This is a genomic window from Actinomadura luzonensis (assembly GCF_022664455.2).
Lineage (GTDB): Bacteria > Actinomycetota > Actinomycetes > Streptosporangiales > Streptosporangiaceae > Nonomuraea > Nonomuraea luzonensis.
The window spans coordinates 2,137,934-2,161,633 of the sequence record NZ_JAKRKC020000001.1; the positions used below are offsets into that span (position 1 = coordinate 2,137,934).

Consider the following 23,700-nt stretch of genomic DNA (forward strand, 5'->3'; position numbering starts at 1 on the left):
GAACTGTGCCCTTTAATCTGGCATAGCCGACTAAAAAAGTAGGAATAGAGGGTACGGCATGAACGCTCGCCGGGTGCTGGCCGCATTGGCGCTGATGGCACTCACCGCCGGGACGGCCGCCTGCGGGAACGACGCCGCCGGCAGCGCCGACGCGGGCGCCGACCAGGTGCGCCTCGGCTTCTTCCCGAACATCACCCACGCCACCGCCCTGGTGGGGGTCGAGAAGGGCTTCTACCAGAAGGAGCTGGGCGTCCCGGTCAGGACCAGCACGTTCAACGCCGGCCCCGCCGCCATCGAGGCGGTCTTCTCCGGCGCCATCGACGCCACCTACGTCGGCCCGAACCCGGCCATCAACGCCTGGCAGAAGTCCAAGGGCCAGGCCATCAAGATCATCGCAGGGGCCGCGTCCGGCGGCGTCGCCCTGGTCGTCAAGCCGGAGATCAAGAGCGTCGAGGACCTCCGGGGCAAGAAGATCGCCACCCCGCAGCTCGGCAACACCCAGGACGTCGCGCTCCGCTACTGGCTGCGCAGCAAGGGCCTCAACACCGACACCAAGGGCGGCGGCGACGTGCACATCGTGCCGCAGGAGAACGCGCAGACGCTCCAGACCTTCGCCACCGGCGACATCGACGGCGCCTGGGTGCCCGAGCCGTTCGCCAGCCGGCTGGTCCTCGAGAGCGGCGGCAAGGTGCTCCAGGACGAGCGTGAGCTGTGGCCGGGCAAGCAGTTCGTGATCACCCACCTGATCGTCCGGCAGGAGTGGGCCAAGGCCCACCCCGACCTGGTCAAGAAGCTGCTCAAGGCGCACGTCGCGGCCAACAAGTTCATCAACGACGACCCGGACGGCGCCGCCCAGGTCGCCAACGCCGCGATCGAGAAGCTGACCAAGAAGCCGCTCAAGCCCGAGGTGCTGGCGAGCGCCTTCAAGAACATCACCTTCACGAACGACCCGATCGCCTCCTCGCTGACCGCCAGCGCCAAGCACGCCGAGGAGGTCGGCCTGCTCGAGCCGGTGGACCTCACCGGCATCTACGACCTCAAGCCGCTCAACGAGGTCCTGGCCGCCGAGGGCCAGGCGGCCGTCTCGGACAGATGAGGTGACATGACCACCACCACCACGCAGCTCGACGGCGGGACCGCGGTCCGCCTGGAGACCGTCTCGAAGACCTACGGCCACGGCAGGAACGCGCTGCTCGCGCTGGACCAGGTGTCGCTGGAGGTGGGGCCCGGCGAGTTCGTCTGCCTGCTCGGGGCCTCCGGCTGCGGCAAGAGCACGCTGCTGTCGCTGGTCGCCGGCCTCGACCGGCCGAGCACGGGACAGATCTCCACCAACGGCCACAAGGTCGCGATGATGTTCCAGGACCCGGCGTTGTTCCCGTGGCTGACCGTCGGGGCCAACGTCGAGCTGGCCTTCCGCGCCGGCGGCGTGCCCAAGGCCGAGCGCAGGGCCAGGGCGGCGGAGTTCCTGGAGCTGGTGCACCTGGGCGGGTTCGGCGGCAAGCGCCCGCACGAGCTGTCCGGCGGCATGCGCCAGCGGGTGGCGCTGGCCCGCGCGCTCGCCCAGTCGTCGTCCTCGGAGGGCTCGGCGGTGCTGCTCATGGACGAGCCGTTCGGCGCGCTCGACGCGATGACCCGCGACCTGCTGCACGACGAGCTGGAGCGCATCTGGCGCGAGCGGTCGCTGTCGGTGTTGTTCGTCACTCACAACGTGCGCGAGGCCGTCCGGCTCGGCGACCGGGTCGTGCTGCTGAGCAGCCGGCCCGGACGGGTCGTGGAGGAGTTCCCCGTCGAGCTGGCGCGGCCCCGCCGCACCGACTCGGCCGAGGTCGCCACGCTCGCCGCGAGGATCACCGACCGGCTGAAGGAGGAGGTCGCGCGGCATGGCCGTTGACACGCAGCACGCCCAGCGGCTCGCCGGGCTGGACGCGCTGGAGCTGGGCGGCGAGCGGCGGGCCGGGTTCGCGGCGCGGGCGTGGGCGCGCACCTGGCCGATGCTGACGGCGGTCGCGCTGGTGCTGGTGGCCTGGCAGCTCGTCGTGATGAGCGGGCGCTGGCCCGAGTACGTCTTCGCCGGGCCGGTGGAGACGTTCCAGGCCATGGCCAAGCGGTTCGGCGAGGCCGACTTCTACCGGGCGATCGCCACGACCATGCGGCGGGCGTTCACCGGGTTCGCGCTCGCGGTGCTGGTCGGGCTGCTGGTCGGCGCGGCGGTGTCGCGGGTGAAGGTGCTGCGGGCGGCGTTCGGGGCGCTCATCACCGGGCTGCAGACGATGCCGTCGATCGCCTGGTTCCCGTTCGCGATCCTGCTGTTCGGGCTGACCGAGAGCGCGATCACGTTCGTGGTGATCCTGGGGGCGGCGCCGTCCATCGCCAACGGGCTGATCACCGGCGTGGACTACACGCCGCCGCTGCTGCTGCGGGCCGGGCACGTGCTCGGGTTCCGGCGGCTGAGCCTCTACCGGCACGTCATCCTGCCGGCGTCGCTGCCGTCGTTCCTCGCGGGGCTGAAGCAGGGATGGGCCTTCGCCTGGCGCTCGCTCATGGCGGGCGAGCTGCTGGTGATCATCGCCTACCAGTCCTCGCTGGGCGAGCAGCTCGCCTACGCCCGCGAGGTGTCGGACTCGCCGGGCCTGATCGGCACCATGATCGTGATCTTGGCCATCGGCATCGTCATCGACCTGCTCTTCGAGGCGGCCGACGGCGCGCTGCGCCGCCGCTGGGGTCTCGACCAGGCGTGATGCGCGTCTCCGCGAGAACCGACTACGCGCTGCGGGCGGTCAGCGAGCTGGCCGCCGCACCGCCCGGACCGGTTCCGGCCGAACGCATCGCCGCGGCGCAGAACATCCCGCGGAGGTTCCTCGACAACATCCTGCTCCAGCTCCGGCGGGCCGGGCTGATCCACAGCCTGCGCGGCCCCGAGGGCGGCTACTGGCTGGCCCGGCCGCCCGAGGAGATCACGCTGGCCGACGTCGTGCTCGTCGTCGAGGGCAAGCCGGAGTACCAGGAACGCGGCGGCTATCCCGGCGTGGCCAAGCCGCTGGCGGAGGTGTGGACGGCCCTGCGCGAGCACGAGGAGCGCCTGCTCGCCGAGATCACCTTCGCCCAGATCGTCGAGCGCTGACCGTCCCACCCGGCCCGAACCCACCCGGCCCGAACCCCCCTGCCCGAACCCACCGTGCGCCGGTCGTCGTTGTGGCATGATGATGCCGACGGAATGACAACGATTTTCATCCTCACCTGGAGCACGCGTGAGAGTGGCCTTCGTCGGCAAGGGCGGCAGCGGCAAGACGACGATGTCGGCGCTGTTCGCCAGACACCTGGCGAGCCAGGGCGCACCGGTGGTCGCCGTGGACGCCGACATCAACCAGCACCTGGCCCTCGTCCTCGGCCTCGACCGGCAGCCCGAGCCGCTCGGCGCCCACCTCACCGAGATCAAGGACCGCCTGCGCGGCGACAACCCGCGCATCCCGTCCGCGGCGGCCATGGTCAAGACCACCCCGCCGGGGCGCGGCTCCCGGCTGCTGAGCTTCGACGACCTCGCCGCCGACCCGTACGGGCTGACCACTCCCGACGGCCTCCGCCTGCTGGCCACCGGCCCCTTCAGCGAGGACGACCTCGGCGTCTCCTGCTACCACTCCAAGGTCGGCGCGGTCGAGCTGCTGCTCAACCACCTCGTGGACGGCCCGGGCGAGTACGTCGTCGTGGACATGACCGCCGGCGCCGACTCCTTCGCCTCCGGCCTGTTCACCCGCTTCGACCTGACCTTCCTCGTCGCCGAGCCCACCCGCCAGGGCGTCAGCGTCTACCGCCAGTACCGCGAGTACGCCGCGAAGTACGACGTGGCCCTCGCCGTGGTCGGCAACAAGGTGCACGGCCCGTCCGACGTCGCGTTCCTGCGCGAGCAGGCGGGCGGCGACCTGCTCACCTGGATGGAGCACTCCGCCGCCGTGCGCGCGATGGAGCAGGGCCGCCACTTCACCCTCGACGACCTGGAGCCGGCCAACGCCGACGCGCTCAGCCTGCTGCGCAAGACGCTCGACGAGCGGGAGAAGGACTGGGAGCGCTTCGGCCGCCAGACGGTCGAGTTCCACCTGCGCAACGCCCTCGCGTGGGCGAACGAGCGCACCGGCCTCGACCTGGCCGGACAGGTCGATCCGGGCTTCGTCTATGGCCCGCGATGACCATGACACTGTGCCCGCCAGGTATCTGGAGAGTCACCATTTTTCAACCTAGCGTCATTGATGACCCCTTTCGAGAGGAGAAAGCATGTCGCTGACCGTTCCGAACGATCTGCTCGACCAGGCCAGGGCCGGTGACGTCGACGACGCCGCCTTCGTCGCGTGCGTGCGCGACTCCCTGCCCTACGCGTGGTCGCTGATCAGCGAGCTGGTCAAGCAGCGTGAGCACAGCGGGGCCGACTTCGCCGACAACCAGGTGCCGCCGCCGTCCGAGGAGGCCCGCGGCCAGCTCCTGCGCTGCCTGGCGAGCGACTCGATGCGCGGCGCGCTGGAGCGTCACTTCGGGGTGCGGCTGGCCTTCCAGAACTGCCACCGGGTCGCCGTCTTCGACCCGTCGGCGACGGCCGCCCTGGCCGACTTCGTCACCCCGAGGGCACAGATCCTCAACCAGAAACCGGAGCTGGTGGACTGCTGAGGTCCCCGTCCGGCGGGCCGGCCCTGCCCGGCCCGCCGGCGCTCCGCACCAGGGGCAGCACCTCCGCGCCGAGCCGCCGGACGTTCTCCAGCGCGCGCCGGTGCCCGCCGCCGCCCTCGACCAGCAGGATGACGTGCCCGATCCCGGTGCGCTCCGCGGTGCGCAGGATCGTCGCGGCGCAGTGCGCGGGCGAGCCGACCGGGTGGATGCGGGTGAGCAGGTCCACGTAGTCGCCGACGTCGCGCGACGGACGCGGCCGGCCGTCCACCGGCCGGTAGCCCGCGAGCCCGGGCCCGAGCCAGCGCGGCATCGCCTCCTTCAGCTCGCGCACCGCCTCGGCGGTGGTGTCGGCGACGTGCCCGACGGCCGCCGCCACGTGCCCTACCGCGCGCCCGCCGCCCGCCCGGTAGGCGGCGACCGCGGCCGCCTTCTCCTCGTCGCCGACGTGCAGGCCGAGCAGCATCGGCAGGTCGCGCGCGGCGGCCAGCGCGACGGTGCCCGGCGACGTGCAGGCCACCACGGGCCGCAGCGGCGCGCGCGGCACCACGCGGACCTCGCGGAAGCGGAAGAACTCGCCCTCGGCGGCCACCCGCTCCGCCGAGAGCGCGGCCAGCAGCAGGTCCAGCGACTCGGGGAAGCCGCGCTCGTAGCGCTCCAGGCCGGTGCCGAACACCTCCAGGTCCACCCATGGGCCGCCCCGCCCCACGCCGAGCGTGAACCGCCTGCCGGACAGGTGGTGCAGCATCGCCGCCTGCTCGGCCAGCGCCACCGGGTGCTGCGTGGACAGCACGCTCACCGCCGTGCCGAGCCCGATGCGCGTGGTGCGGCCCGCGGCGACCGCCATCAGCGTGGTCGCCGACGGGCAGACGCCGTAGGACATGAAGTGGTGCTCGGCCACCCACGCGTCGTCGAACCCCGCCCGCTCGGCCGCCACGACCAGCTCCACCGTGTCGGCCAGCACCCGCCCGGCCTCCTGGCCGGGGAACTGCGCCGCGACGAGAAACACGCCTATCCGCACCCGACCGATGATGGCCGATCGGCCGGGACCGCCGCAGGTCGAGGGCGCTTTGTCGGTATTCGGGCCGACCGGGGCGTGGCTAGCCGAAGAGCGCGGCCTGGCCCTCGCCCGCCAGCGGGTCGCGGTGCAGCTTGAGGTGCCGCCAGCGCGGCAGGTCGTCGAGGTAGGACCAGGACAGCCGGTGGTGGGCGGTGGGGCCGAGCCGGGCCAGGGCCTCCTGGTGCAGGGGCGAGGGGTAGCCGGCGTTGTCGGCGAAGCCGTACTCGTCGCAGCCGAGCGTCGCCATGTAGGCGTCGCGCCGCACCTTGGCCAGCACCGACGCCGCCGCCACCGACACGCTGGCGGCGTCCCCCTTGACCTCCAGCCGCACCGGCCAGGGGGCGCCGATGTAGTCGTGCTTGCCGTCCAGGATCACCGCGTCGGGGCGGACCGGCAGCGCCTCCAGCGCGCGGCGGGCGGCCCGGCGCAGCGCCTCGGTCATGCCGAGCGCGTCGATCTCCTCGTGCGTGGCCTCGCCGAAGGCGGCGCCCGCCGCCCACGCGGCCAGCTCGGCGGCGAGCGGGCCGCGCCGGGCCGGGGTGAGCTGCTTGGAGTCGGTCAGGCCGGCCGGGGGCGCGGACAGGTCGGTGACGACCGCGCAGACGGTGACGGGGCCCGCCCAGGCGCCCCGGCCGACCTCGTCGACGCCGGCGACCGTGCGGACGCTCGGCTGGGCGAGCAAGAGCTGCTCGATCTCGTACGTCGGCGCCATGACAGCAGACGCTACCGCCTCCCCCGGTGCCGCGGGATCACTCCCCGAGCGGGCTGCCGAGGTGGCTGTCGAAGGACCCGTCCAGAGGGACGCCGTCGAGAGGGACGCCGTCGAGGGGGACGCCGTCGAGCGGCCGCCGCTCGGCCGCCCGCACCGGCTCCAGGTCGGCGGCGAGGTAGCGGGCGGCCACGTGGACGGCCCGCAGCGTCACCGACACCGACGGCCGGTGCACGCTGGAGCCGCGGGCGACGGCGTGCACGTCCCGGCCGACGGGGTTGCCCGGGATGGGCCGCACGGCCAGCCCGCGCACGCCCGCGGCCAGCGCCAGCGCGGGCACGGCCGCGATGCCGATGCCCTTGGCGACCAGCGACAGGATGGTGCCGAGGCCCTCGAACTCCCACGGCGTGGGCCGGGTGCCGCCGACGTCCACCAGCAGCCGGTCCACGGCCAGGCGTGACGGCTCGCCGTCGGGCGTCGCCATCCACGCCTCGTCGCGCAGCTCCCGCAGGTCGACCGGGACGAGCGGGTCGGCCAGGCGGTGCTTGCGCGGCACCACCAGCACCAGCGGGTCGCGCAGCAGCGGGAAGACGCGCAGGCTCTCGCTGTCGCGGACGCGCCCGTACCAGTCGTCCACCAGGGCGATGTCCACCTCGCCCGACTGCACCTCGCGCATGCCGCGACCGGAGCGGGCCTGGCCGAGCCGCAGTGTGAGGCCGGTGTGCCGGCGCAGCGAGCGGGCCAGCGCGGGCGCGAAGGCCACCGCCGCCGTCGGGAACGCGGTCACCGTGACCCGTCCCGACGGGGTGCCGGCGTGCGCCGACAGGTCGGACTCGGCCTCCTCCACCATGGACAGGATGCGCTCGGCGTGCGCGACCAGGCGGCGGCCCGCGTCGGTGAGCTCGGCGCTGCGCGCGGTGCGGTCGATGAGCGCGGTGCCGGCCTCCCGTTCGAGCGCCTGGAGCTGCTGCGAGACGGCCGACGGGCTGTAGCCGAGCGAGGCGGCGGCGCCCGCGATGCTGCCCCGGCGAGCGAACTCGCAAATCAGGACCAATCGCCGCAATTCAAGCATCGGACTTCCTTACGCCTACCCACGAAAAGCCTCGCTTGTGCTGATGCCTTCATCCAACCACGCTGGGAACGTGACAAGCATGACGGTTACCTTGTCCGCCACTTTGGCGGCCAACGAGGACATCGAACGAAGACGACGCGCCGGGGAACGCGTGCTTCATCTCGCCTTCGGCGAGGCCGGGCTGCCCGTCCACCCGGCGCTCCGCGACAGGCTGGCAGCCGCCTCCGGACGCAACGGCTACGGGCCGGTCGCGGGCGCGGAGGCGTTGCGGGAGTCGGCGGCGGGCTACTGGAGCCGGCGCGGCCTCCCCACCGATCCCGAGACGGTGGTCTGCGGGCCGGGCAGCAAGTCGCTGCTCTACGGCCTGCTGCTGGCGCTCGGCGGCGACATCGTGCTGCCCATGCCGAGCTGGGTGAGCTACGCGGCGCAGGCCGACCTCGTCGGATCCCGCCCCCTCCTGGTGCCCGCACCACCAGGAGAGGGCGGCGCGCCCGACCCGGACCTGGTGGCCGAGGCCGTGCGCGCGGCCCGGGCGGCGGGCAGGACGGTCAGCTCCGTGCTGGTGACGCTGCCGGACAACCCGACAGGACGGCTGGCCCCGCCCGAGGTCGTCGCCCGCCTGGTGGCGGTCGCCAGGGAGCTGGACCTGACGATCATCTCGGACGAGATCTACCGCGACGTGGTCCACGACCCGGCCCTGCCGTACACCTCGCCCGCCGACCTCGCGCCCGAGCGCACGGTCGTCACCACCGGCCTCAGCAAGAGCCTCGCCCTCGGCGGCTGGCGGATCGGCGTGGCCCGGCTGCCCGCCGGGGCGCACGAGCTGCGCAGGAAGCTGCTGGCGGTGGCGAGCGAGATCTGGTCGGCGCCCGCCGCCCCCGTGCAGGAGGCCGCGGCCTACGCCTTCGGCGAGCCGGAGGAGCTGGTGGAGCGCGTCGCGCTCAGCCGGCGGCTGCACGGCGCGGTCGCGCGGGCGGTCCACCGGAGCTTCACCGCCGCGGGGGCGCTGACGCCGGAGCCGCAGGGCGGCTTCTACCTCTATCCGGACCTCGGCCACCTCGGCCGCGGCGGCTCGGCCGAGATCACCAAGCTGCTGCTGGAGGAGCACGGCATCGGCGTCCTGCCCGGGCACGCCTTCGGCGACGACCCGGCGGCGGCCCGCGTGCGCGTGGCCGTCAGCCTGCTCTACGGCACCACCCCCGAGCAGCGCCTGACCGCGCTGACCAGCGAGGACCCGCTCCGGCTGCCGTGGATCGCGGACAGCCTCGACCACCTCGCCCGCGGCCTGGACGGGCTCGCCGGCGGCCGCCTCCGGCAGCCCGGGTGAACCCCGCCCGGCCGCCGTCCCGACGGGATGTCACGGTTAGGCGAATCTTTTCCCAAGGGGAGGTTGACCGTCCCCCAAAAGGGGCCTTTGACCTGCGAGAACACCCTGCCGGCCGAACCCCCTAAAAGATCTTCCCGCCGGCCTGGTCACATGCACCCATCGCACCCCCCATCATGTGCACATGCCCGCTCTTGTCACCTTGTCCGGGCGCCTCGTGCGCCTGGAGCCTCTCAGCCTCGCGGCGGTCGATGACCTGGTCGCCGCGGCGAGTGAAGACCGTGCCACGTACGCCTTCACTCGGGTCCCGAACGGTCGGGACGAGATGGTCTCCTATGTGGAGGCCGCCATGGCTGAGCAGGCGGAGGGCCGTTCGATGCCCTTCGCCATCCGGTGGCTGAACACCGACCGCGTGGTCGGTGCCACCCGTCTCATGCACCTGGAGTACTGGCAGGGCCCCATGCCCTGGCCTCCGGGCACGCGCGGCGCGGTGGGCGACATCCCGTCCGTGGCGGACATCGGTTACACCTGGCTGGGCGCGAGCGCCCAGGGCACGGGAGTCAACCGGGAGAGCAAGTTCCTCATGCTCTCGCACGCCTTCGAGACCTGGGACGTCCATCGCATCACGTTGAAGGCAGACGTACGCAACACCAAGTCCCGGGCCGCCATCGAGGCCCTCGGCGCACACTTCGACGGGGTGCGGCGAGCGGACAGCCGAGGCGCCGACAACACGGTCCGAGATACCGCGTTCTACTCGATCCTGAACTGCGAATGGCCGCTCGTGCGTGAGCGCCTGATCGCACGGATGGGACTGTTCGAGGCAGCCTGAGTCCCCGTTCACCACGGCCCCGCCCTCCTTCGGGCGGGGCCGGTATTTTTCCCGGTCTGTCCCGGCTCTGTCTGACCGCATGCTCAACACCCGATCTGGATCTAGGTGACGAGCGAGCATGGATCTATCATTTGGTCACAAAACGTTCCATTGGCTGGGAGACAGACGGCATGGCTGGTCAGAGCGGTGAGGGCGGGCTGTGGTTCGCCGTGCTCGGTCCTGTCCGCGCGTGGCGTGACGGCCGGGAACTCGACCTGGGCACCCCGCTGCAGCGGTCCATCCTCGGGATGCTGCTGCTGCGCGAGGGCCGCGCGGTCACGCCCAACGAGATGATCGACGCGGTCTGGGGCGAGGACGCGCCGCCACGGGCCCTCGGCGCCCTGCGCACCTACGTCTCCCGCCTCCGCACCGTGCTCGAACCCGACCGGCCCGCCCGCTCCCGTCCCGAGCTGCTGACCTCCATCGGCCGCGGCTACGCGCTGCGCCTGCCCGACGACGCCCTCGACCTCACCCGCTTCGAGCGCCGCATCGCCGCCGCCGAGGCCGCGCGCAAGGCCGGCCGCCCGCGCGAGGCCGCCGAGGGCCTGCGCGCCGCGCTCGCCCTGTTCGAGGGCGAGCCGCTGGCCGGCACCGTCGGCCCGTACGCCGAGCACCAGCGCGACCGCCTGGCCGAGCGCCGCCTCAGCGTCGTCGAGACCCTGATGGACGTCGACCTCGAACTCGGCGACCACGCCGCCGTCGTCTCCGAGCTGATCGCGCTCACCGCCGACCACCCGCTGCGCGAGCGCCTGCGCGCCCAGCTCATGCTGGCCCTCTACCGCTGCGGCCGGCAGGGCGACGCGCTCAACGTCTTCACCGAGACCCGCGAGGCGCTGATCGACGAGCTGGGCATCGAGCCCGGCCCCGAGCTGGCTGCGCTGCACCAGCGCATCCTGGCCGCCGACCCCACGCTCGCGCCGCCCCCGGCCCCCGCCGAGCCGGCGGCGCCCGCCACCGGAACCGCCGCCGGGCCCTCCGCCGCCCCCGCTCATGGGGCCGCCGGGCGTCCCGACGAGCCGGCGCCCGAGCCAGCCGACGACGACCAGCCCGCCCCGCCCGAGCTGCCGCGCCCCGCCCAGCTCCCCGCCGCCGTCACCGACTTCACCGGCCGCAAGGAGGTCGCCGGCCGGCTGCGCACGCTGCTGTCCACGGCCTCCGCCGACGGCGTGCCGATGGTCGCGATCTCCGGCATCGGCGGCGTCGGCAAGACCACCCTCGCCGTGCACGTCGCCCACCAGGTCGACGAGGTCTTCCCCGACGGCCAGCTCTACGCCGACCTGCGCGGCTACACCGACGGCACCACCGCGCCCGAGTCCGCGCTCGGCGGCTTCCTGCGCGCCCTCGGCATCCCGCCCGACGTCATCCCCGACGGCCTGCCCGAGCGCTCGGCGCTCTACCGCTCGATCCTGGCCGAGCGCCGCATCCTCGTGCTGCTCGACAACGCCCGCGACGCCGAGCAGGTCAGCCCGCTGCTGCCCGGCTCGCCTGGCTGCGCCACGATCGTCACCAGCCGGGTCAAGCTGGCCGACCTGCCCGGCGCCCGGCTGGTCGACCTCGACGTGATGGAGCCGGACGAGGCCCTGTCGCTGTTCGCCGCCGTCGCCGGGCCCGAACGGGTGGCCGCCGAGCACGGCGCGGCCATGGACGTCGTCGCCGCCTGCGGCTTCCTGCCGCTCGCGGTCCGCATCGTGGCCGCCCGGCTGGCCGCCCGCCCGTCCTGGACGGTCGCCTCGCTGGTGCCGCGCCTGGCCGACGAGCAACGCCGGCTCGACGAGATGCGGGTCGGCACCCTGGCCGTCGAGGCCACCTTCGCGCTCGGCTACAGCCAGCTCACCGCCGAGCAGGCCCGCGCGTTCCGGCTGCTGTCGCTGCCCAACGGGCCCGACGTCTCCTCCGGCGCCGCCGCGGCCGTGCTCGCGCTGAGCGCGTTCGAGGCCGAGGAGGTGCTGGAGTCGCTGGTGGACGCGAGCCTGCTGGAGGCCCCCGGCCCCGGCCGCTACCGCTTCCACGACCTGCTCAAGCTGTTCGCCCGGCGCGAGCTGGACAAGAGCGAGCGCCCCCAGGCCAAGGCGCTCGCGCTGCGCCGGCTGCTCGGCTTCTACCTGGCCTCCGCCCAGTCGGCGCACCGGCTGGCCTACGAGGGCAGCGCCATCGCCGACAACCTCGTGGTGGTCGGCAGCGGACGCACGTTCACGACGGTGGACGAGGCCGTGGCGTGGCTGATCGCCGAGGGCGACTCGTTGTTCGCCGCCATCGGCCAGGCCGCCGACTCCTCCCGCACCGGCGAGCAGCTGCTGCCCGCCGGCGACCTGCTGGTGGCCATGGAGCCGCTGCTGGAGTCCGGCACCCACACCCGCGAGTTCGACCAGGGCACCAGGGCCGTGCTGGCCGCCGCGCTCAAGCTCGGCGACCGGGGCAGCGAGCTGCGCTCCCGCTACGTGCTGGGCCGGGTGCTGTTCGCCGCCAACCGGCTGCGCGAGGCCGAGGAGCAGTTCCGGCGGGTGCGCGAGCTGTCGGCCGAGCGCGGCGAGAAGGTCGTCACCGGCGAGGTGCTCAACGCCCTGGCCGTGGTCGTCGGCAGGCAGCGCCGCCACGCCGAGGCGCTGACCCTGTTCGAGGCCGCGATGGCCTGGTACCGGGAGAACGGCGTGCCGGCCGGCGAGGCGCTGGTGCTCAGCTACTCCGCCCGCGACCACCTGGGCCTCGGCCACCCCGAGGACGCCATCGCCGCCGCCGAGAAGGGCCTGGCCATCTTCACCGAGATGGGCAGCGGCGCCGGCACCGCGCGGGCCCGCTACCACCTGGGCATCGTCCTCAGCAGGGTCGGCCGGCTCACCGAGGCCGTGCACCACCACGCCGAGTGCCTGGCCTTCTTCCGGGCCAGCAAGCAGCGGGTCTGGGAGCAGCGGGTGTGCTCGCGGCTGGCGGAGACGTTCATCGCCGCCGAGCGGTACCCGGAGGCGGTCCGCCACGCCGAGCAGGCGCTCGTCGTCTCCAGGGAGATCGGCCACCCGTACGGCGAGGCGCTGTCGCTGACCGTGCTCGGCAAGGCCCTGCGCGGGCTCGGCAGCACGGCGCGGAGCGTCGACTGCCTACGACGGGCGTTCGACATCTTCTCGCGGCTCGGCGCCCCCGAGGCCGGCGACCTCAAGGTCCTGCTCGACACCGTCGCTCTGACCGACCCCATGACCGGCCCCATGACCGGTGCCGCGGTCAGCGGTGTCGTCGAGACCTGAGTACAGCTCGTCGTCCAGACGTGTCATCCACACATGGTTGATCAAGGCTGTCCTCGGCATTCACGATCGCGCTCTCGATCGGAGCTGATGAGCAGCCCGGCCGGTCATCCTCGCCACCGCGCGTCGCTAGGGGGCCCGGTCATCCGGATGCTCCGCGCGGTGGCCAGCCGCCTCACTGATCAGACGACCGGCCGGACTCCGACACGGCCCTCGAACCCCCCAGGTCCGTGTCGTGCGTCACACTCTTCACGACCGGGGTCAACGTCCAATCAACGGCGGATTAAAGCAGGAAATAACCCTCCGCTATGAGCGGCCGGATGGCGTCGGCGTCGGGCATCTCACCCTGTCCGACCAGCTCGGCGATGACGTTGAGCAGCGGGCCGAGCGCCAGCTCGCCGTCGCACACCCCGGCCAGCGCGGCCTCCACCGTGCCGACCTCCCTGCTGCGCCGCAGCCCCTGGGTCTGGCGCAGCACGATGCGGATCGGGTCCTCGGCGCCGGGCAGGCCGATGCGCTCGTCGAGCAGGCCGTCGGCGGTGCGCAGCCGGGCCGCGTCGAGGCCCTGCGCCCGGTGCGCGGCGGCGATCGCGTCGAGCACGTCGTCCACGTAGTCGCCGACGGGGAGCGCCACCTGGTGGTCGAGGTGCTCGACCCGGACGACGGGGTCGAGGCTGCCGGACGCGCGCAGGCTGATCCAGCCGAAGCCGATCCCCTCGACCTTGTTGTCGTCGAACCAGCCGAGCCAGCGGTCGTAGAGCTCGGTGTAGCGGGCGGTGCCCTGCTGGGCGGCGTCCCTCAGCCACAGCTCGACGTACTCGGCCGGGTCCTGGACGTCGCGCTGCACCACCCAGCCGTCGCAGCCGGTCTCGCGCAGCCAGCCGCCCACCCGGTCGTGCCAGTCCTCGCCCTCGACGTGCAGCCAGTTGGCCAGGAAGTGGGCCTGGCCGCCCGGGTTGAGCCGGGCGGGGGTGCCGCGCACCAGCTCGCGGCAGAAGGAGTCGCCGGCCTGCCCCGACTCGCGGTAGGTCAGCTCGCCGCCGTCGCCGGGGGCGATGACGAACGGCGGGTTGCTCACGATCAGGTCGAACCGCTCGTCGCCGACCGGGTCGTACATCGAGCCGGCCCGCGCCTCCACGCCCTCGACGCCGGACAGCGCCCAGCTCAGCCGGGCCAGCTCCAGGGCGCGCGGGTTGAGGTCGGTGGCGACGATCCGCCCGGCCCGCCCGGCCAGGTGCAGCACTTGTACGCCGCAGCCGGTGCCGAGGTCGAGCGCGCTGCCCACGGGCCGGCGGGTGACGAGCTGGGCCAGGTTGGCCGAGGCCCCGCCGGCCCCCACGACGTGGTCGGGCCGCAGCGGCGGGTCGCCGGGCCGCACTTTGCGGTCGGAGACCAGGTAGCCGCCGGTCTCCCACGGCTGCAGGTGCACGGTGGCCCGGATCTCGCCGTCGCCGGTCTCCTCGACCAGCCCGGACCGCGCGACCTCCGGGGCCACGGCCGCGGCCGGGACGGGCACGCCGAGCCACCACAGCCTGATCAGGACGGCGAGGGGGTCGCCGTCGGCGGTCGCCCGCAGGGCGGGGACCAGCTCCTCGCGGGCCAGGGCCGAGGCGGCCATGCTGCCCAGTCGTTCGCGTACGCCGTCGATCGTGTAGTCGGTCTCGAGCAGATGATGGCGCAGTCGTTCCACGCGTCCATCCTTTCACCGCGGACGCTCGCGCATGATCTGATACCGACAGTGCCCATACTGTTACTTAGATACCCAAGTGAACTGCAAGCGGCGGATAAGTGGGACACGGTATCTCTAGGGGTGCACGGCACGACATCCCGAGGAGTGGACCCATGCTGATCCCTTGCTTGGCCTGCGAGTCCCGCTTCGGGCCCGACGAGTACTTCAGCGCCTGCTCCGACTACAACCGCGGCCTGGACCTCGTCTCCTGGACGTGCCCGCGCTGCGGCAATCGCGACGACCTGCGGGTGCTGCCCGGCGAGCTGGGCTTCGGCTACCCGCACCGGGGGCGGTTCGACGTGCACGACCGGCTGCGCGTGCCCGGCCTGCGGCGTCATCGTGGCGACCTGCGGCTCGACATTTCCTTGGACCGCTCCAGCTGGCGCGTCCCCACGCGGCTGCGCCAGCCGGCCTGAGCGGGCGGGATCAGGCGGGCTCGGCCGCCAGCGGCACGGCCCAGCCGTCCGGGTCGTCGCCGCGCAGCACCCGTTCGAGGTCGGCGACCAGCGCCTCGGCCAGCTCCTCCCGCGACTCCCCGGTGGCCGCGCCGAGCCGGGGCGTCAGCACGACGTTCGGCAGCCGGATCAGGGGGTGGGAGGCGTCCAGCCACTCGCCCTCGAAGTGGTCGAGCCCGGCGCCGCCCACCTGGCCCTGGCGCAGCGCCTCGACCAGGGCCGTCAGGTCGTGGAGCGCGCCACGCGAGGTGTTGAGGTAGATCGCGCCCGGTCGCATCGCGCCGAACTCGGCGTAGCCGAACAGGCCGCGGGTCTCGTCGGTCAGCGGCACGTGCAGCGAGACCACGTCCGACTCGGCGAGCAGGTCGGGGAAGGCGTGCGTGGCCTCGGGGTCGCGCGGGTCGCAGGCGATCACCCGCATGCCGATGCCCTCGCAGCGCCAGCGCATGGCCCGGCCGGTGCGGCCGAGCCCGACGATGCCGAGCGTGCGGCCGGTGAGCCGGCGCCCGCGGTGGCGCTGGGCGGGCGGCACCCTCCCGTGGTACGGGCGGCCCCTGCGGACCTCCCTGTCGGCCGTGACGATGTGCCTGCTGACCGCGAGCATCAGCGCCAGCGTCAGCTCGGCCACCGCGTCGGGGTCGCGGTCGCGGGCGTGCAGCACGGTGACCCCGCGCTCGGCGGCGAGGGCCAGGTCGACGCTGGAGGGCTGGCCGAGGACGGCCACGACGCGCAGGTCCAGGTCGAGGACGGAGGCGCGCACCTGGTCCCCGTCGGTGACGAGCACGGTGGCGCCGGTCGCCACGACCAGGTCGGCCAGCCGGTCGTCGGTGAACCCGAGGCTGGGGCGCGGCGGAACCTCGGTCAGCTCGGCCACCTCGCGCAGGCGGGCGAGCGCGCTCTCCGGCATGGCGGGCAGCACCAGAGCCCGAGGTCTGTTCACATTCAGGACAATAACACCACAGACCGTGCTCAATTCATCGCTCCCCGCGCAGGCATCAGAGCCCGTCAGGCAACCCCCTTGTCGCTCGCGGGGGCTGGCGCACGGGCACCCGATCCGCTCGCGCGGACTCCCGGCAGCCTCCTGGCCCGCCCCACGTCGCCGGCGTCACAGCGGCGCCGCGGCGGCCTCACGCCCGGGTCACCCGGCCGGCTGGCGGAGGCTGTGCCACGCGGCCTCGCCCAGGCCCTTGATCTCCTCCTCGGTGGGCGTGTGCGCCCCCGCGAACCACAACCGGCACATCTCCTGCGCCGGGCCCAGCCACAACACGTAACACATGGTCGGATGGACCGGCTGGAGCAGCCCGTTCTTCATGTGCGGCCGCCACCAGTCGGAGACCTGGCGGAAGAAGGCGCGGCGGGCCTCGGCCACCTCCACGCCGCCCGGCTCCTGCTTGCGCGGCGGGCGCTCGCTGATGAACAGCCGGGCGCGCTCCGGGTGCTCGCCGGCCCAGCGCATGTGGAAGGCGACCACGGCCTCGATGCCGTCGCGCGCCTCCTCGTGCCGCGTCAGCTCGGCGAGGAACGCCTCCTGGTAGGCGTCGAGGATCTCGGCGTACAGGACGCCGAAGACGTGTTCCTTGCTGGCGAAGTGGTGGTAGAAGCTGCCGACGCTTACGCCGCTCTCCTCGCGGAGGCTGGCCAGCGTCGTGGCCGAGACCCCGTCCTGGCTGAAGCGGCGGAGGGCGCCCTCGATGATGCGGGTCCGGCCGTCGCGTCCGTTCTTGGCACTCTTCACGCTGTCAATGGTGTGGCACCAGAACCTTGTTCCGCAAATAGCACCGCCTGATCGATCATAGCGGTCACTTCGACAGCACCCGAACTCACCGTCATCCGGGCGTCCGGCCACATCCTACGCACCAGGCGTAACATACGCCGGTTCTCCCCCATCACGTCGGCCGCCACCGTCCGCGCGCCCCGGACGGCGGCCCGCAGCACCAGCGCGTTGATCAGCCGCGGGCCGAGGCCGAGGCCCTGCCAGCGGTCGGTCACCACCACCGCGACCTCGACGTCGGCGAGGCCGCCCCGGTAGCTCATGCCGTGCCCGACGACCTCGCCGTCCGGCGTGGTGGCCACCAGCGCGTCACGCCGCTCGTCGAGCGCGATCATCGCGCGGACCAGGCTCGCCGCCGGCTGGGCGTACCCGGAGAAGAACCTCAGCGTCTTCGTGTGCAGCGACAGCCCGCACAGGAAGTGCCTGATCCGCTCCTCGTCCTCCGGGCGGACGGGCCTGATCTGAGTCTGATGCATGAACCCAGCCTGCTCCTCGACCCCTGAGTCTGTCAATCGAACTCAGGTATAATGCAAAGATGAACGTTCCCTTCCGGGTGGACAACTGCTCGATCGAGCGCACCCTGGACATCGTCGGGGAGAAGTGGACCTTCCTGGTGCTGCGTGAGGCGTTCAGCGGCGTGCGGCGCTTCGCCGACATGCAGGCCGTCACCGGCGCCCCCCGCCAGGTGCTCAGCGCCCGCCTGGCCCGGCTGGTCGAGGAGGGGTTGCTGCGCAAGGAGCCCTATCGCGAGCCCGGCCAGCGCCAGCGCGACGAGTACCGCCTCACCGACAAGGGCCGCGACCTCTATCCACTGCTGGTCGCGCTCATGCACTGGGGCGACAAGTACCTCGCGGGCGAGGAGGGCCCGCCCGTGCTGCTCACCCACCGCGACTGCGGCGCCCCCATCGAGCTGCACTTCCGCTGCGCCGACGGCCACGAGGTGGCCGGCCCGCGCGAGGTCACCCCGCTGCCCGGCCAGGGCGCCCGGGTCAGGAGCGCCTGACCAGGCGAGGCGCGTACGGGGGCACCGGTGCGGGTGCCTACCCTGGAGAGCGTGTACCGGTTCCTGCTGACGCCCCGATGGCTCGGGCTCACCCTGGTGGTGCTGCTCGTCATCCCCGCCTTCGTCCTGCTCGGGCGCTGGCAGTACGGGCGCTTCGAGGAGCGGTCGGCCAACAGCGAGCGGGTCACCGCCAACATCGAGGCCCCGCCGGTGCCGCTGGAGAAGCTGGCCGCGCCGGGCGGGAAGGTCAGCGAGGACGACCGGTTCCGCCGCGTCACCGTGGCCGGCTCGTACGACACCGCGCACGCGCTCGTCGTCCGGCGCCGCCCGCAGGAGGGCCGCCCCGGCTTCTACGTCCTGACCCCGCTCGTCACCGCCGGCGGCACCGCCGTGCTGGTCAACCGCGGCTGGGTCCCGGCCGGCGCCACCGCCGACACCCCGCCCGCCGTCCCGCCGCCGCCCACCGGTCAGGTAACTGTCACCGGCCGGCTACGGCCGAGCGAGACCGAGGAGTCGGCCGGCCTCCGCGAGGTCTCCGGGCTGCCGCCCGGCCAGGTGCTGCTCATCGACGCCGGCGCGATCGGCCGGCGGCTGCCGTACCGGGTGCTGGACGGGTACGTCGAGCTCATCGCCCAGCAACCGGCCGCCACCCCGGCGCCCGCTCCCGTCCCCGAGCCCGACGTGGGCGCCGGCGGCGGGCTCAACCTGGCCTACGCCTTCCAGTGGTGGCTGTTCATCGGCATCGCGATCGGCGGCTGGATCCTGCTCATGCGGCGCGAGGCCGCCGAGCTGCGGGTCAAGGCGCGGCCCGCCGCTCCCGCCGCCGCCGAGGAGGCCCAGACCCCGGCGACGTAATGTAAGGGCGTGATCCGGCACATCGAGTTCGCCAACCTCTGCAACTTCCGCGACATGGGCGGATACCGCACCGCCGACGGCCGCGCCGTCCAGTGGCAGCGGCTCTACCGCGCCGACTCGCTCGGCTGGCTCGCCGGCGACGACCTGCCCGCCTTCCGCGCGCTGCGCGTGCGCACCGTCATCGACCTGCGGCACCCGTTCGAGGTGGAGAAGATGGGGCGGGTGCCGGAGAGCGAGGGCCAGAGCTACCACAACCTGCCCATCGAGGGCCGCCGCTGGGACGTCGCCGCCTACAGCGACGCCCTGGGCGTGGCCCGCTACCTGGCCGACCGCTACCTCGAGGTCAGCGAGGACGGCGTCGCCAACCTCAGGACGGCGCTGGAGACCATCGCCGAGGCGGGCAACGCCCCGGTGGTGATCCACTGCGCGGCCGGGAAGGACCGCACCGGCGTGCTGGCCGCGCTGGTGCTGGCGCTGGCCGGGGTGAGCGAGGACGACATCGTCGCCGACTACGCCCTCACCGGGCTCGCCACCGAGCGCTTCGTCGCCGACTGGCGCCGCCGGCACCCCGAGGCGCCCATGTGGCCGGGCTTCGGCCTCGCCCCCGCCGAGGCGATGCGCCACTTCCTCACCGATCTGTCCGCCCGGCACGGCTCACCCGAGCGGTACGTCACGCAGGTCATCGGCCTTTCTCCCGACGCGATCGGCGAGTTGCGCCGGCATCTGCTGACTGAAAGCGCGCCGGAGGGGTAGTGGCGCGCCGGGGTCCGCATGAGCAGTACCCTCGCCGACGGCGGACCCTCGAACACCCGGGATCGCCAGCCATCCCCCTCCCGGCGATCCCGGGGTTCCAATCCGTCGGATATCCAACGGATACGTCGCAGCTTGTTCGACGTTATCCCGCCGTCGTACGGTTACCTGCGTGACTACGCCGCTGCTCCCCGACCCCGAACCCCGGCGGCGCGATTATGTGATCATCTCCGCCGACGACCACCTGATCGAGCCGCCCGACCTCTTCGAGGGCCGGCTGCCGGAGAAGTACGCCGACGTCGCGCCCAAGGTGGTGGAGACGGAGGCGGGTCACCAGGTCTGGCGCTACGGCGGCGCCACCTACCCGTGCGCCGGCATCGACGTCGGCGCGGGCCTGCCGCGCGAGCAGTGGACCCTCGACCCGGTCCGCTTCGAGAACATGCGTCCCGGCTGCCACGACATCGAGGCCCGCGTCCAGGACATGGACGTGGCCGGCATCTGGGCCGCGCTGTGCTTCCCCGGCATGCTGGCGCAGCAGGCCGGCATGCCGTTCGCCCGCACCCGCGACCAGGAGCTCGGCCTCGCCCTCGTGCGGGCGTGGAACGACTGGCACATCGACGTCTGGGCGGGCACCTACCCCGAGCGCATGATCGGCCTGCAGCTCCCTTGGCTGCCCGACCCCGACGTGGCCGCCAAGGAGATCCGGGCCAACGCCGCCCGCGGCTTCAAGGCCGTGGTCTTCCCCGAGTTCCCCAACCGGATGCGGCTGCCGTCGATCCACACCGGCCACTGGGACCCGTTCTTCGCCGCCTGCGAGGAGACTGGCACCGTCGTGTGCCTGCACACCAGCGACTCCTCCTGGTCGCCGGTGCCCTCGCCGGACACCCCGATCGAGGCGATCACCACGCTGATGCCCACCACGGCGATGTTCGCCTGCGCCGACTGGTTGTGGTCGGGGCTGCCGCTGCGCTTCCCCGCGCTGCGCGTGCTCATCGTCGAGGGCGGCGTGGGCTGGCTGCCGCTGCTGGCCGAGCGCGCCGACTACGCTCTCGACCACCCGGTGGCCGGGGAGGCGTCCTGGGACGGCGGGCTCAAGCCGAGCGAGGTGCTGCGCCGCAACTTCTTCTTCGGCACCCGCGACGACCACGCCCTGTCGGGGGTGCGGCTCGCGGTCGGCCTCGACCACGTGCTCCAGGAGAGCGGCTACCCGCACTCCGACTCCACCTGGCCCGACACGCAGAAGGCCGTCTCGCGCAACCTCGGCCCGCTGCCGCCCGCGGACATCGCCCGGGTGGCCTACGGCAACGCGGCCCGCCTGTTCGGGCACCCGCTGCCGTCGCGGGCCTGGCTGCGCATGGAGGAGATCTGAGCCCTTCCTGAGCTGGGCCTCTCCGGAGCTAGGCCTCTTCGGCGTGGCCCAGGATGACCCGGCGCTCGTGCTCGACGTAGCGGCCGCTCTCGCCGAGCAGCGACGCGGCCAGCCAGAGGAACACGCCGAAGTCGTCGGCGACGCCGATGAGGGTGAGGAAGTCGGGGACGATGTCGATCGGGGACAGAATGTAGACGACGCCGAGGGCGAGGAGGCCGAGCCGGCCCTTGCCCATGCCGCCGTAGTCGCCGCGCATCACCGCGCGGACCATCCGCGGGATGGCGCGCACCCTGGTCATGAGACCCGGCGACCCAGGCTTGGTCACCTCGCGGTACGTGCGCCACGCCGCCGCTGCCCGTGCTGCCTTAGCCATCATGTCGAACCCCCTACCCCCGGTTTTTCACGATATAACGCGACGCGAGGGTGAGAGGTTCCTGACGATCAGCCCTTGCCCCGCGCCGATCCCCCCATCGCGTCGTGCGTGACGGGCCGGGCCCGCTCGACCTGGGCCGCCACCCTGATCAGCAGGTCCTCCCTGCCGTACGCGGCCACGAGCTGCACGCCCACCGGCAGCCCGGCGGCCGTCCGGTGCAGCGGCAGGGAGATCGCGGGCTGCCCGGTGGCGTTGACCGGCGAGGTGAACGCCACGGCGTGCCCCGTCCGGCCGAGCGCGAGCCCGAGGTCGTCGGACGGGATCCAGCCCAGCCGGAACGGCGCGACGCCGAGCGACGGCATCAGCAGCAGGTCGTGGCCGGCGCTCCACCAGGCGGCCATGCGCCGGCGGAAGGCGTCCACCCACTGCGTGGCGCGGATGTGGTCGGAGGCGGTGCGGGTGCGCGCGAGGCTCACCATGGCGGCGTTGCGCGGCTCCAGCTCGTCCAGCTCGACCGGCTTGCCGCGGCTCTCGCCGAGGCCGTCCACCTGGGCGGCCAGGTTCTCGGCCACGATCGCGCCGAAGTGCCCGGCGAAGGCCGGGTCGGCCAGCGCCTCGGGGCCGCCCGGCGTCACGTCGTGGCCGAGCGAGGCCAGCAGCGCCGCCGCCGCGCCCACCGCCGCCGCCGGCTCGGGGTCCTCGGGCACGTCGCCCCTCGGGTGGGCGGTGAGGAAGCCGATGCGCAGGCGGCCCGGGTCGCGGCCGGTCTCGGCGGCCAGCGGGCCGGGCAGCGGCGGCGCGTCGTACGGGTCGCCCGGATGGTACCCGGCGACCACGTCCAGGGCGGCGGCGGTGTCGCGGACGGTCCTCGTGACGAACCCCGGGCACGAGAAGCCGCTCCAGCCCTCCCCGAGCGCCGGGCCCAGGCTGACCCTGCCCCGCGACGGCTTGAGCCCCACGAGGCCGCACAGGGACGCGGGGATGCGGATGGAGCCGCCGCCGTCGCTCGCGGTGGCCAGCGCCACCATGCCCGCCGCCACGGCCGCGGCCGAGCCGCCGCTGGAGCCGCCCGCCGAGTACGCCGGGTCGTACGGGTTGCGGGTCGGCCCGAACGCGACCGGCTCGGTGCTGATCGTGCTGCCGAACTCGGGCGTGTTCGTCCGCCCGAGCACGACGAACCCGGCCTCGCGCAACCGCCGCACGCCGTGGCCGTCCTCGGTGACCTCCGCGCCCTCGCGGACCGCCGAGCCGGCCGCGTACGGCTCGCCCGCCTGCCGCCAGCCCAGGTCCTTCAGCAGGATCGGCACCCCGGCGAAGGGCGCCCCGGGCGGGATCGCGTCCAGCTCGGCCAGCGCCCGCTCGAAGCGCGGGAAGACCACCGCGTTCAGCTCGCCGTCGCGGGCCGCGATCGCGGCGATCGCGGCCTCGGCCAGCTCGCGCGGCGACACCGCGCCGCTCCTGACCGCCTCGGCCTGGCCCACCGCGTCGAGCCGCAGGACCTCATGCACGATCGGCCTCCCCCGCCTTCGGCGACAGGTCGCGCACGGCCTGCTCGATCGGCACCTCGCCGCCCGGGATGGGGGCGAGGACCGGGGTGTTCAGGCCGTTGGCGACGTACTCGCGGATCCTCGCGCGGCAGGTCGCGGCGTCGCCGTGCACGATGAGGTCGTCCACCACCTCGTCGGGGATGGCCTTGAGCGCCGCCTGGCGGTCGCCGGCCGCCCACGCCTCGTGCATGGGGCGCAGCAGCTCGCCGCGGCCGAGCCAGTCGTGGAAGGCGGCGTACACGGGGACGGTCAGGTAGCTCGCCAGCATCCAGCGGGCCAGCTCGCGCACCTTGTCGGTGTCCTCGCTGACGCACACGAACAGGCGGGCGATCAGCTCGGTGTCCTCGCCGATCTCGGCGCGCACCTTGCGCACGTCGGCGGGCGAGAGCCAGTTGGTGATCGCGCCGTCGGCCTCCTCGGCGGCCAGGCGCAGCATGCGCGGGCGCAGCGCGGCCAGCACGATCTTCGGGGGGTTCTTCGGCGCGCGTTCGAGCTTGAAGCCCTTGATCTCGAACGTCTCGTACGCCTCGGTCACCTTCTCCCCCGCCAGCGCCTTCTTCAGGAAGCGGAGGGTGTCGCGGGTGCGCGCGTAGGGCTTGGTGAACCGGCCGGCGTTCCAGCGCTCGACGATCGCCGGGGAGGAGGCGCCGATGCCGAGCACGAACCGGCCGGGCGCGAGGTCGGCGACCGTGGCCGCGGACATCGCCAGCAGCCCGGGGCCGCGCGTGGAGACCGGCACGATGGCGCTGCCCAGCCGCACCCCCGGCGCCCATTCGGCGGCGAGGGCCAGGGGCGTGAACCCGTCCACCCCGTTGACCTCGGCGGACCAGGCGTCGGTGTAGCCGAGCCCGGGCAGCTCGGCGACGAGCTCCCGGGACCTCGCGAGCGATCGGTCGTAGAAGGGGATGGTCATGCCCCAGTTCTGCGTCATC

General features: G+C 73.4%; 24 protein-coding genes. 14 read left to right on the forward strand and 10 right to left on the reverse strand.

The features are described from left to right. Positions 1-58 precede the first annotated feature (58 nt). The 6 genes from MF672_RS10065 (at position 59) to MF672_RS10090 (ending at position 4,653) form a co-directional block, all read left to right on the forward strand. Positions 59-1,096, forward strand: a complete 1,038-nt coding sequence (locus tag MF672_RS10065; RefSeq protein WP_242375542.1) for an ABC transporter substrate-binding protein — start codon at positions 59-61, stop codon at positions 1,094-1,096. Between the two features lie 6 nt (positions 1,097-1,102). Next, positions 1,103-1,891 carry an ABC transporter ATP-binding protein gene (locus tag MF672_RS10070; RefSeq protein ID WP_242375541.1) on the forward strand — a complete coding sequence of 263 codons (789 nt, stop codon included), beginning with the start codon at positions 1,103-1,105 and terminating at the stop codon, positions 1,889-1,891. Continuing rightward, entirely contained in the window at positions 1,881-2,738 is an 858-nt protein-coding gene (locus MF672_RS10075) for an ABC transporter permease (RefSeq protein WP_242375540.1), read from the forward strand. The genes MF672_RS10070 and MF672_RS10075 overlap by 11 nt, the downstream gene beginning before the upstream one ends. Then, complete coding sequence (locus tag MF672_RS10080; RefSeq protein WP_242375539.1) at positions 2,738-3,121, forward strand: RrF2 family transcriptional regulator; 384 nt, start codon at positions 2,738-2,740, stop codon at positions 3,119-3,121. Before MF672_RS10075 ends, MF672_RS10080 begins: the two co-directional genes overlap by 1 nt. Before the next feature lie 127 nt (positions 3,122-3,248). Continuing rightward, positions 3,249-4,181, forward strand: coding sequence for an ATP-binding protein (locus MF672_RS10085; protein ID WP_242375538.1), 933 nt, complete (start codon positions 3,249-3,251; stop codon positions 4,179-4,181). A gap of 85 nt (positions 4,182-4,266) precedes the next feature. Continuing rightward, the gene (locus tag MF672_RS10090; protein ID WP_242375537.1) at positions 4,267-4,653 is read left to right on the forward strand and encodes an SCO5389 family protein; all 387 of its coding nucleotides are present in this window, start codon (positions 4,267-4,269) and stop codon (positions 4,651-4,653) included. Here MF672_RS10090 and MF672_RS10095 read toward each other — a convergent pair. From MF672_RS10095 to MF672_RS10105, 3 genes are all read right to left on the reverse strand, one after another. Next, positions 4,622-5,671 carry an LLM class flavin-dependent oxidoreductase gene (locus MF672_RS10095; protein WP_242375536.1) on the reverse strand — a complete coding sequence of 350 codons (1,050 nt, stop codon included), beginning with the start codon at positions 5,669-5,671 and terminating at the stop codon, positions 4,622-4,624. The genes MF672_RS10090 and MF672_RS10095 overlap by 32 nt on opposite strands. A gap of 79 nt (positions 5,672-5,750) precedes the next feature. Beyond that, positions 5,751-6,422 carry a ribonuclease HII gene (rnhB, locus tag MF672_RS10100; RefSeq protein ID WP_242375535.1) on the reverse strand — a complete coding sequence of 224 codons (672 nt, stop codon included), beginning with the start codon at positions 6,420-6,422 and terminating at the stop codon, positions 5,751-5,753. Between the two features lie 37 nt (positions 6,423-6,459). After that, the gene (locus MF672_RS10105) at positions 6,460-7,491 is read right to left on the reverse strand and encodes a LysR family transcriptional regulator (RefSeq protein WP_242375534.1); all 1,032 of its coding nucleotides are present in this window, start codon (positions 7,489-7,491) and stop codon (positions 6,460-6,462) included. 79 nt (positions 7,492-7,570) lie between these two features. On the opposite strand from MF672_RS10105, the gene MF672_RS10110 reads away from it, so the two are divergent. The 3 genes from MF672_RS10110 to MF672_RS10120 all read left to right on the forward strand — a co-directional run bounded on the left by MF672_RS10110 (position 7,571) and on the right by MF672_RS10120 (position 12,919). Further along, positions 7,571-8,818 carry a pyridoxal phosphate-dependent aminotransferase gene (locus tag MF672_RS10110; protein WP_242375533.1) on the forward strand — a complete coding sequence of 416 codons (1,248 nt, stop codon included), beginning with the start codon at positions 7,571-7,573 and terminating at the stop codon, positions 8,816-8,818. Between the two features lie 181 nt (positions 8,819-8,999). Further along, a complete protein-coding gene (locus MF672_RS10115) occupies positions 9,000-9,644 on the forward strand; it encodes a GNAT family N-acetyltransferase (RefSeq protein WP_242375532.1) in 645 nt (214 codons plus the stop codon). 170 nt (positions 9,645-9,814) lie between these two features. Continuing rightward, on the forward strand, positions 9,815-12,919 hold the full coding sequence (locus tag MF672_RS10120) for an AfsR/SARP family transcriptional regulator (protein ID WP_242375531.1): 3,105 nt from the start codon (positions 9,815-9,817) through the stop codon (positions 12,917-12,919). 280 nt (positions 12,920-13,199) lie between these two features. On the opposite strand, the gene MF672_RS10125 is transcribed toward MF672_RS10120, so the two are convergent. Then, entirely contained in the window at positions 13,200-14,606 is a 1,407-nt protein-coding gene (locus tag MF672_RS10125) for a DUF7059 domain-containing protein (protein WP_242375530.1), read from the reverse strand. A gap of 152 nt (positions 14,607-14,758) precedes the next feature. Between MF672_RS10125 and MF672_RS10130 the strand changes: the two genes are divergently transcribed. Beyond that, a complete protein-coding gene (locus MF672_RS10130; protein ID WP_242375529.1) occupies positions 14,759-15,061 on the forward strand; it encodes a hypothetical protein in 303 nt (100 codons plus the stop codon). Positions 15,062-15,071: 10 nt separating this feature from the next. On the opposite strand, the gene MF672_RS10135 is transcribed toward MF672_RS10130, so the two are convergent. From MF672_RS10135 to MF672_RS10145, 3 genes are all read right to left on the reverse strand, one after another. Then, positions 15,072-16,040: a 2-hydroxyacid dehydrogenase gene (locus tag MF672_RS10135; RefSeq protein WP_242375528.1), complete on the reverse strand. Its 969-nt coding sequence runs from the start codon at positions 16,038-16,040 to the stop codon at positions 15,072-15,074. A gap of 198 nt (positions 16,041-16,238) precedes the next feature. Then, on the reverse strand, positions 16,239-16,835 hold the full coding sequence (locus tag MF672_RS10140; RefSeq protein ID WP_242375527.1) for a TetR/AcrR family transcriptional regulator: 597 nt from the start codon (positions 16,833-16,835) through the stop codon (positions 16,239-16,241). Next, positions 16,832-17,347, reverse strand: a complete 516-nt coding sequence (locus MF672_RS10145) for a GNAT family N-acetyltransferase (protein ID WP_242375526.1) — start codon at positions 17,345-17,347, stop codon at positions 16,832-16,834. Before MF672_RS10145 ends, MF672_RS10140 begins: the two co-directional genes overlap by 4 nt. 59 nt (positions 17,348-17,406) lie before the next feature. Here MF672_RS10145 and MF672_RS10150 point away from each other — a divergent pair, with 59 nt between their 5' ends. The 4 genes from MF672_RS10150 (at position 17,407) to MF672_RS10165 (ending at position 20,848) form a co-directional block, all read left to right on the forward strand. Further along, positions 17,407-17,874 (forward strand): winged helix-turn-helix transcriptional regulator, encoded by a 468-nt coding sequence (locus MF672_RS10150; protein WP_242375525.1) that lies wholly within the window; start codon positions 17,407-17,409, stop codon positions 17,872-17,874. A gap of 27 nt (positions 17,875-17,901) precedes the next feature. Continuing rightward, positions 17,902-18,729 (forward strand): SURF1 family cytochrome oxidase biogenesis protein, encoded by an 828-nt coding sequence (locus MF672_RS10155; protein ID WP_242375524.1) that lies wholly within the window; start codon positions 17,902-17,904, stop codon positions 18,727-18,729. A 9-nt stretch (positions 18,730-18,738) separates the two neighbouring features. Next, positions 18,739-19,482 (forward strand): tyrosine-protein phosphatase, encoded by a 744-nt coding sequence (locus MF672_RS10160; protein ID WP_242375523.1) that lies wholly within the window; start codon positions 18,739-18,741, stop codon positions 19,480-19,482. A 169-nt stretch (positions 19,483-19,651) separates the two neighbouring features. Continuing rightward, entirely contained in the window at positions 19,652-20,848 is a 1,197-nt protein-coding gene (locus MF672_RS10165; protein ID WP_242375522.1) for an amidohydrolase family protein, read from the forward strand. Between the two features lie 28 nt (positions 20,849-20,876). On the opposite strand, the gene MF672_RS10170 is transcribed toward MF672_RS10165, so the two are convergent. The 3 genes from MF672_RS10170 to MF672_RS10180 all read right to left on the reverse strand — a co-directional run bounded on the left by MF672_RS10170 (position 20,877) and on the right by MF672_RS10180 (position 23,699). Next, entirely contained in the window at positions 20,877-21,224 is a 348-nt protein-coding gene (locus MF672_RS10170) for a YkvA family protein (protein WP_247815215.1), read from the reverse strand. A 65-nt stretch (positions 21,225-21,289) separates the two neighbouring features. Next, a complete protein-coding gene (locus MF672_RS10175; protein ID WP_242375520.1) occupies positions 21,290-22,729 on the reverse strand; it encodes an amidase in 1,440 nt (479 codons plus the stop codon). Next, positions 22,722-23,699: an LLM class F420-dependent oxidoreductase gene (locus tag MF672_RS10180; protein ID WP_242375519.1), complete on the reverse strand. Its 978-nt coding sequence runs from the start codon at positions 23,697-23,699 to the stop codon at positions 22,722-22,724. Before MF672_RS10180 ends, MF672_RS10175 begins: the two co-directional genes overlap by 8 nt. Position 23,700 lies beyond the last annotated feature (1 nt).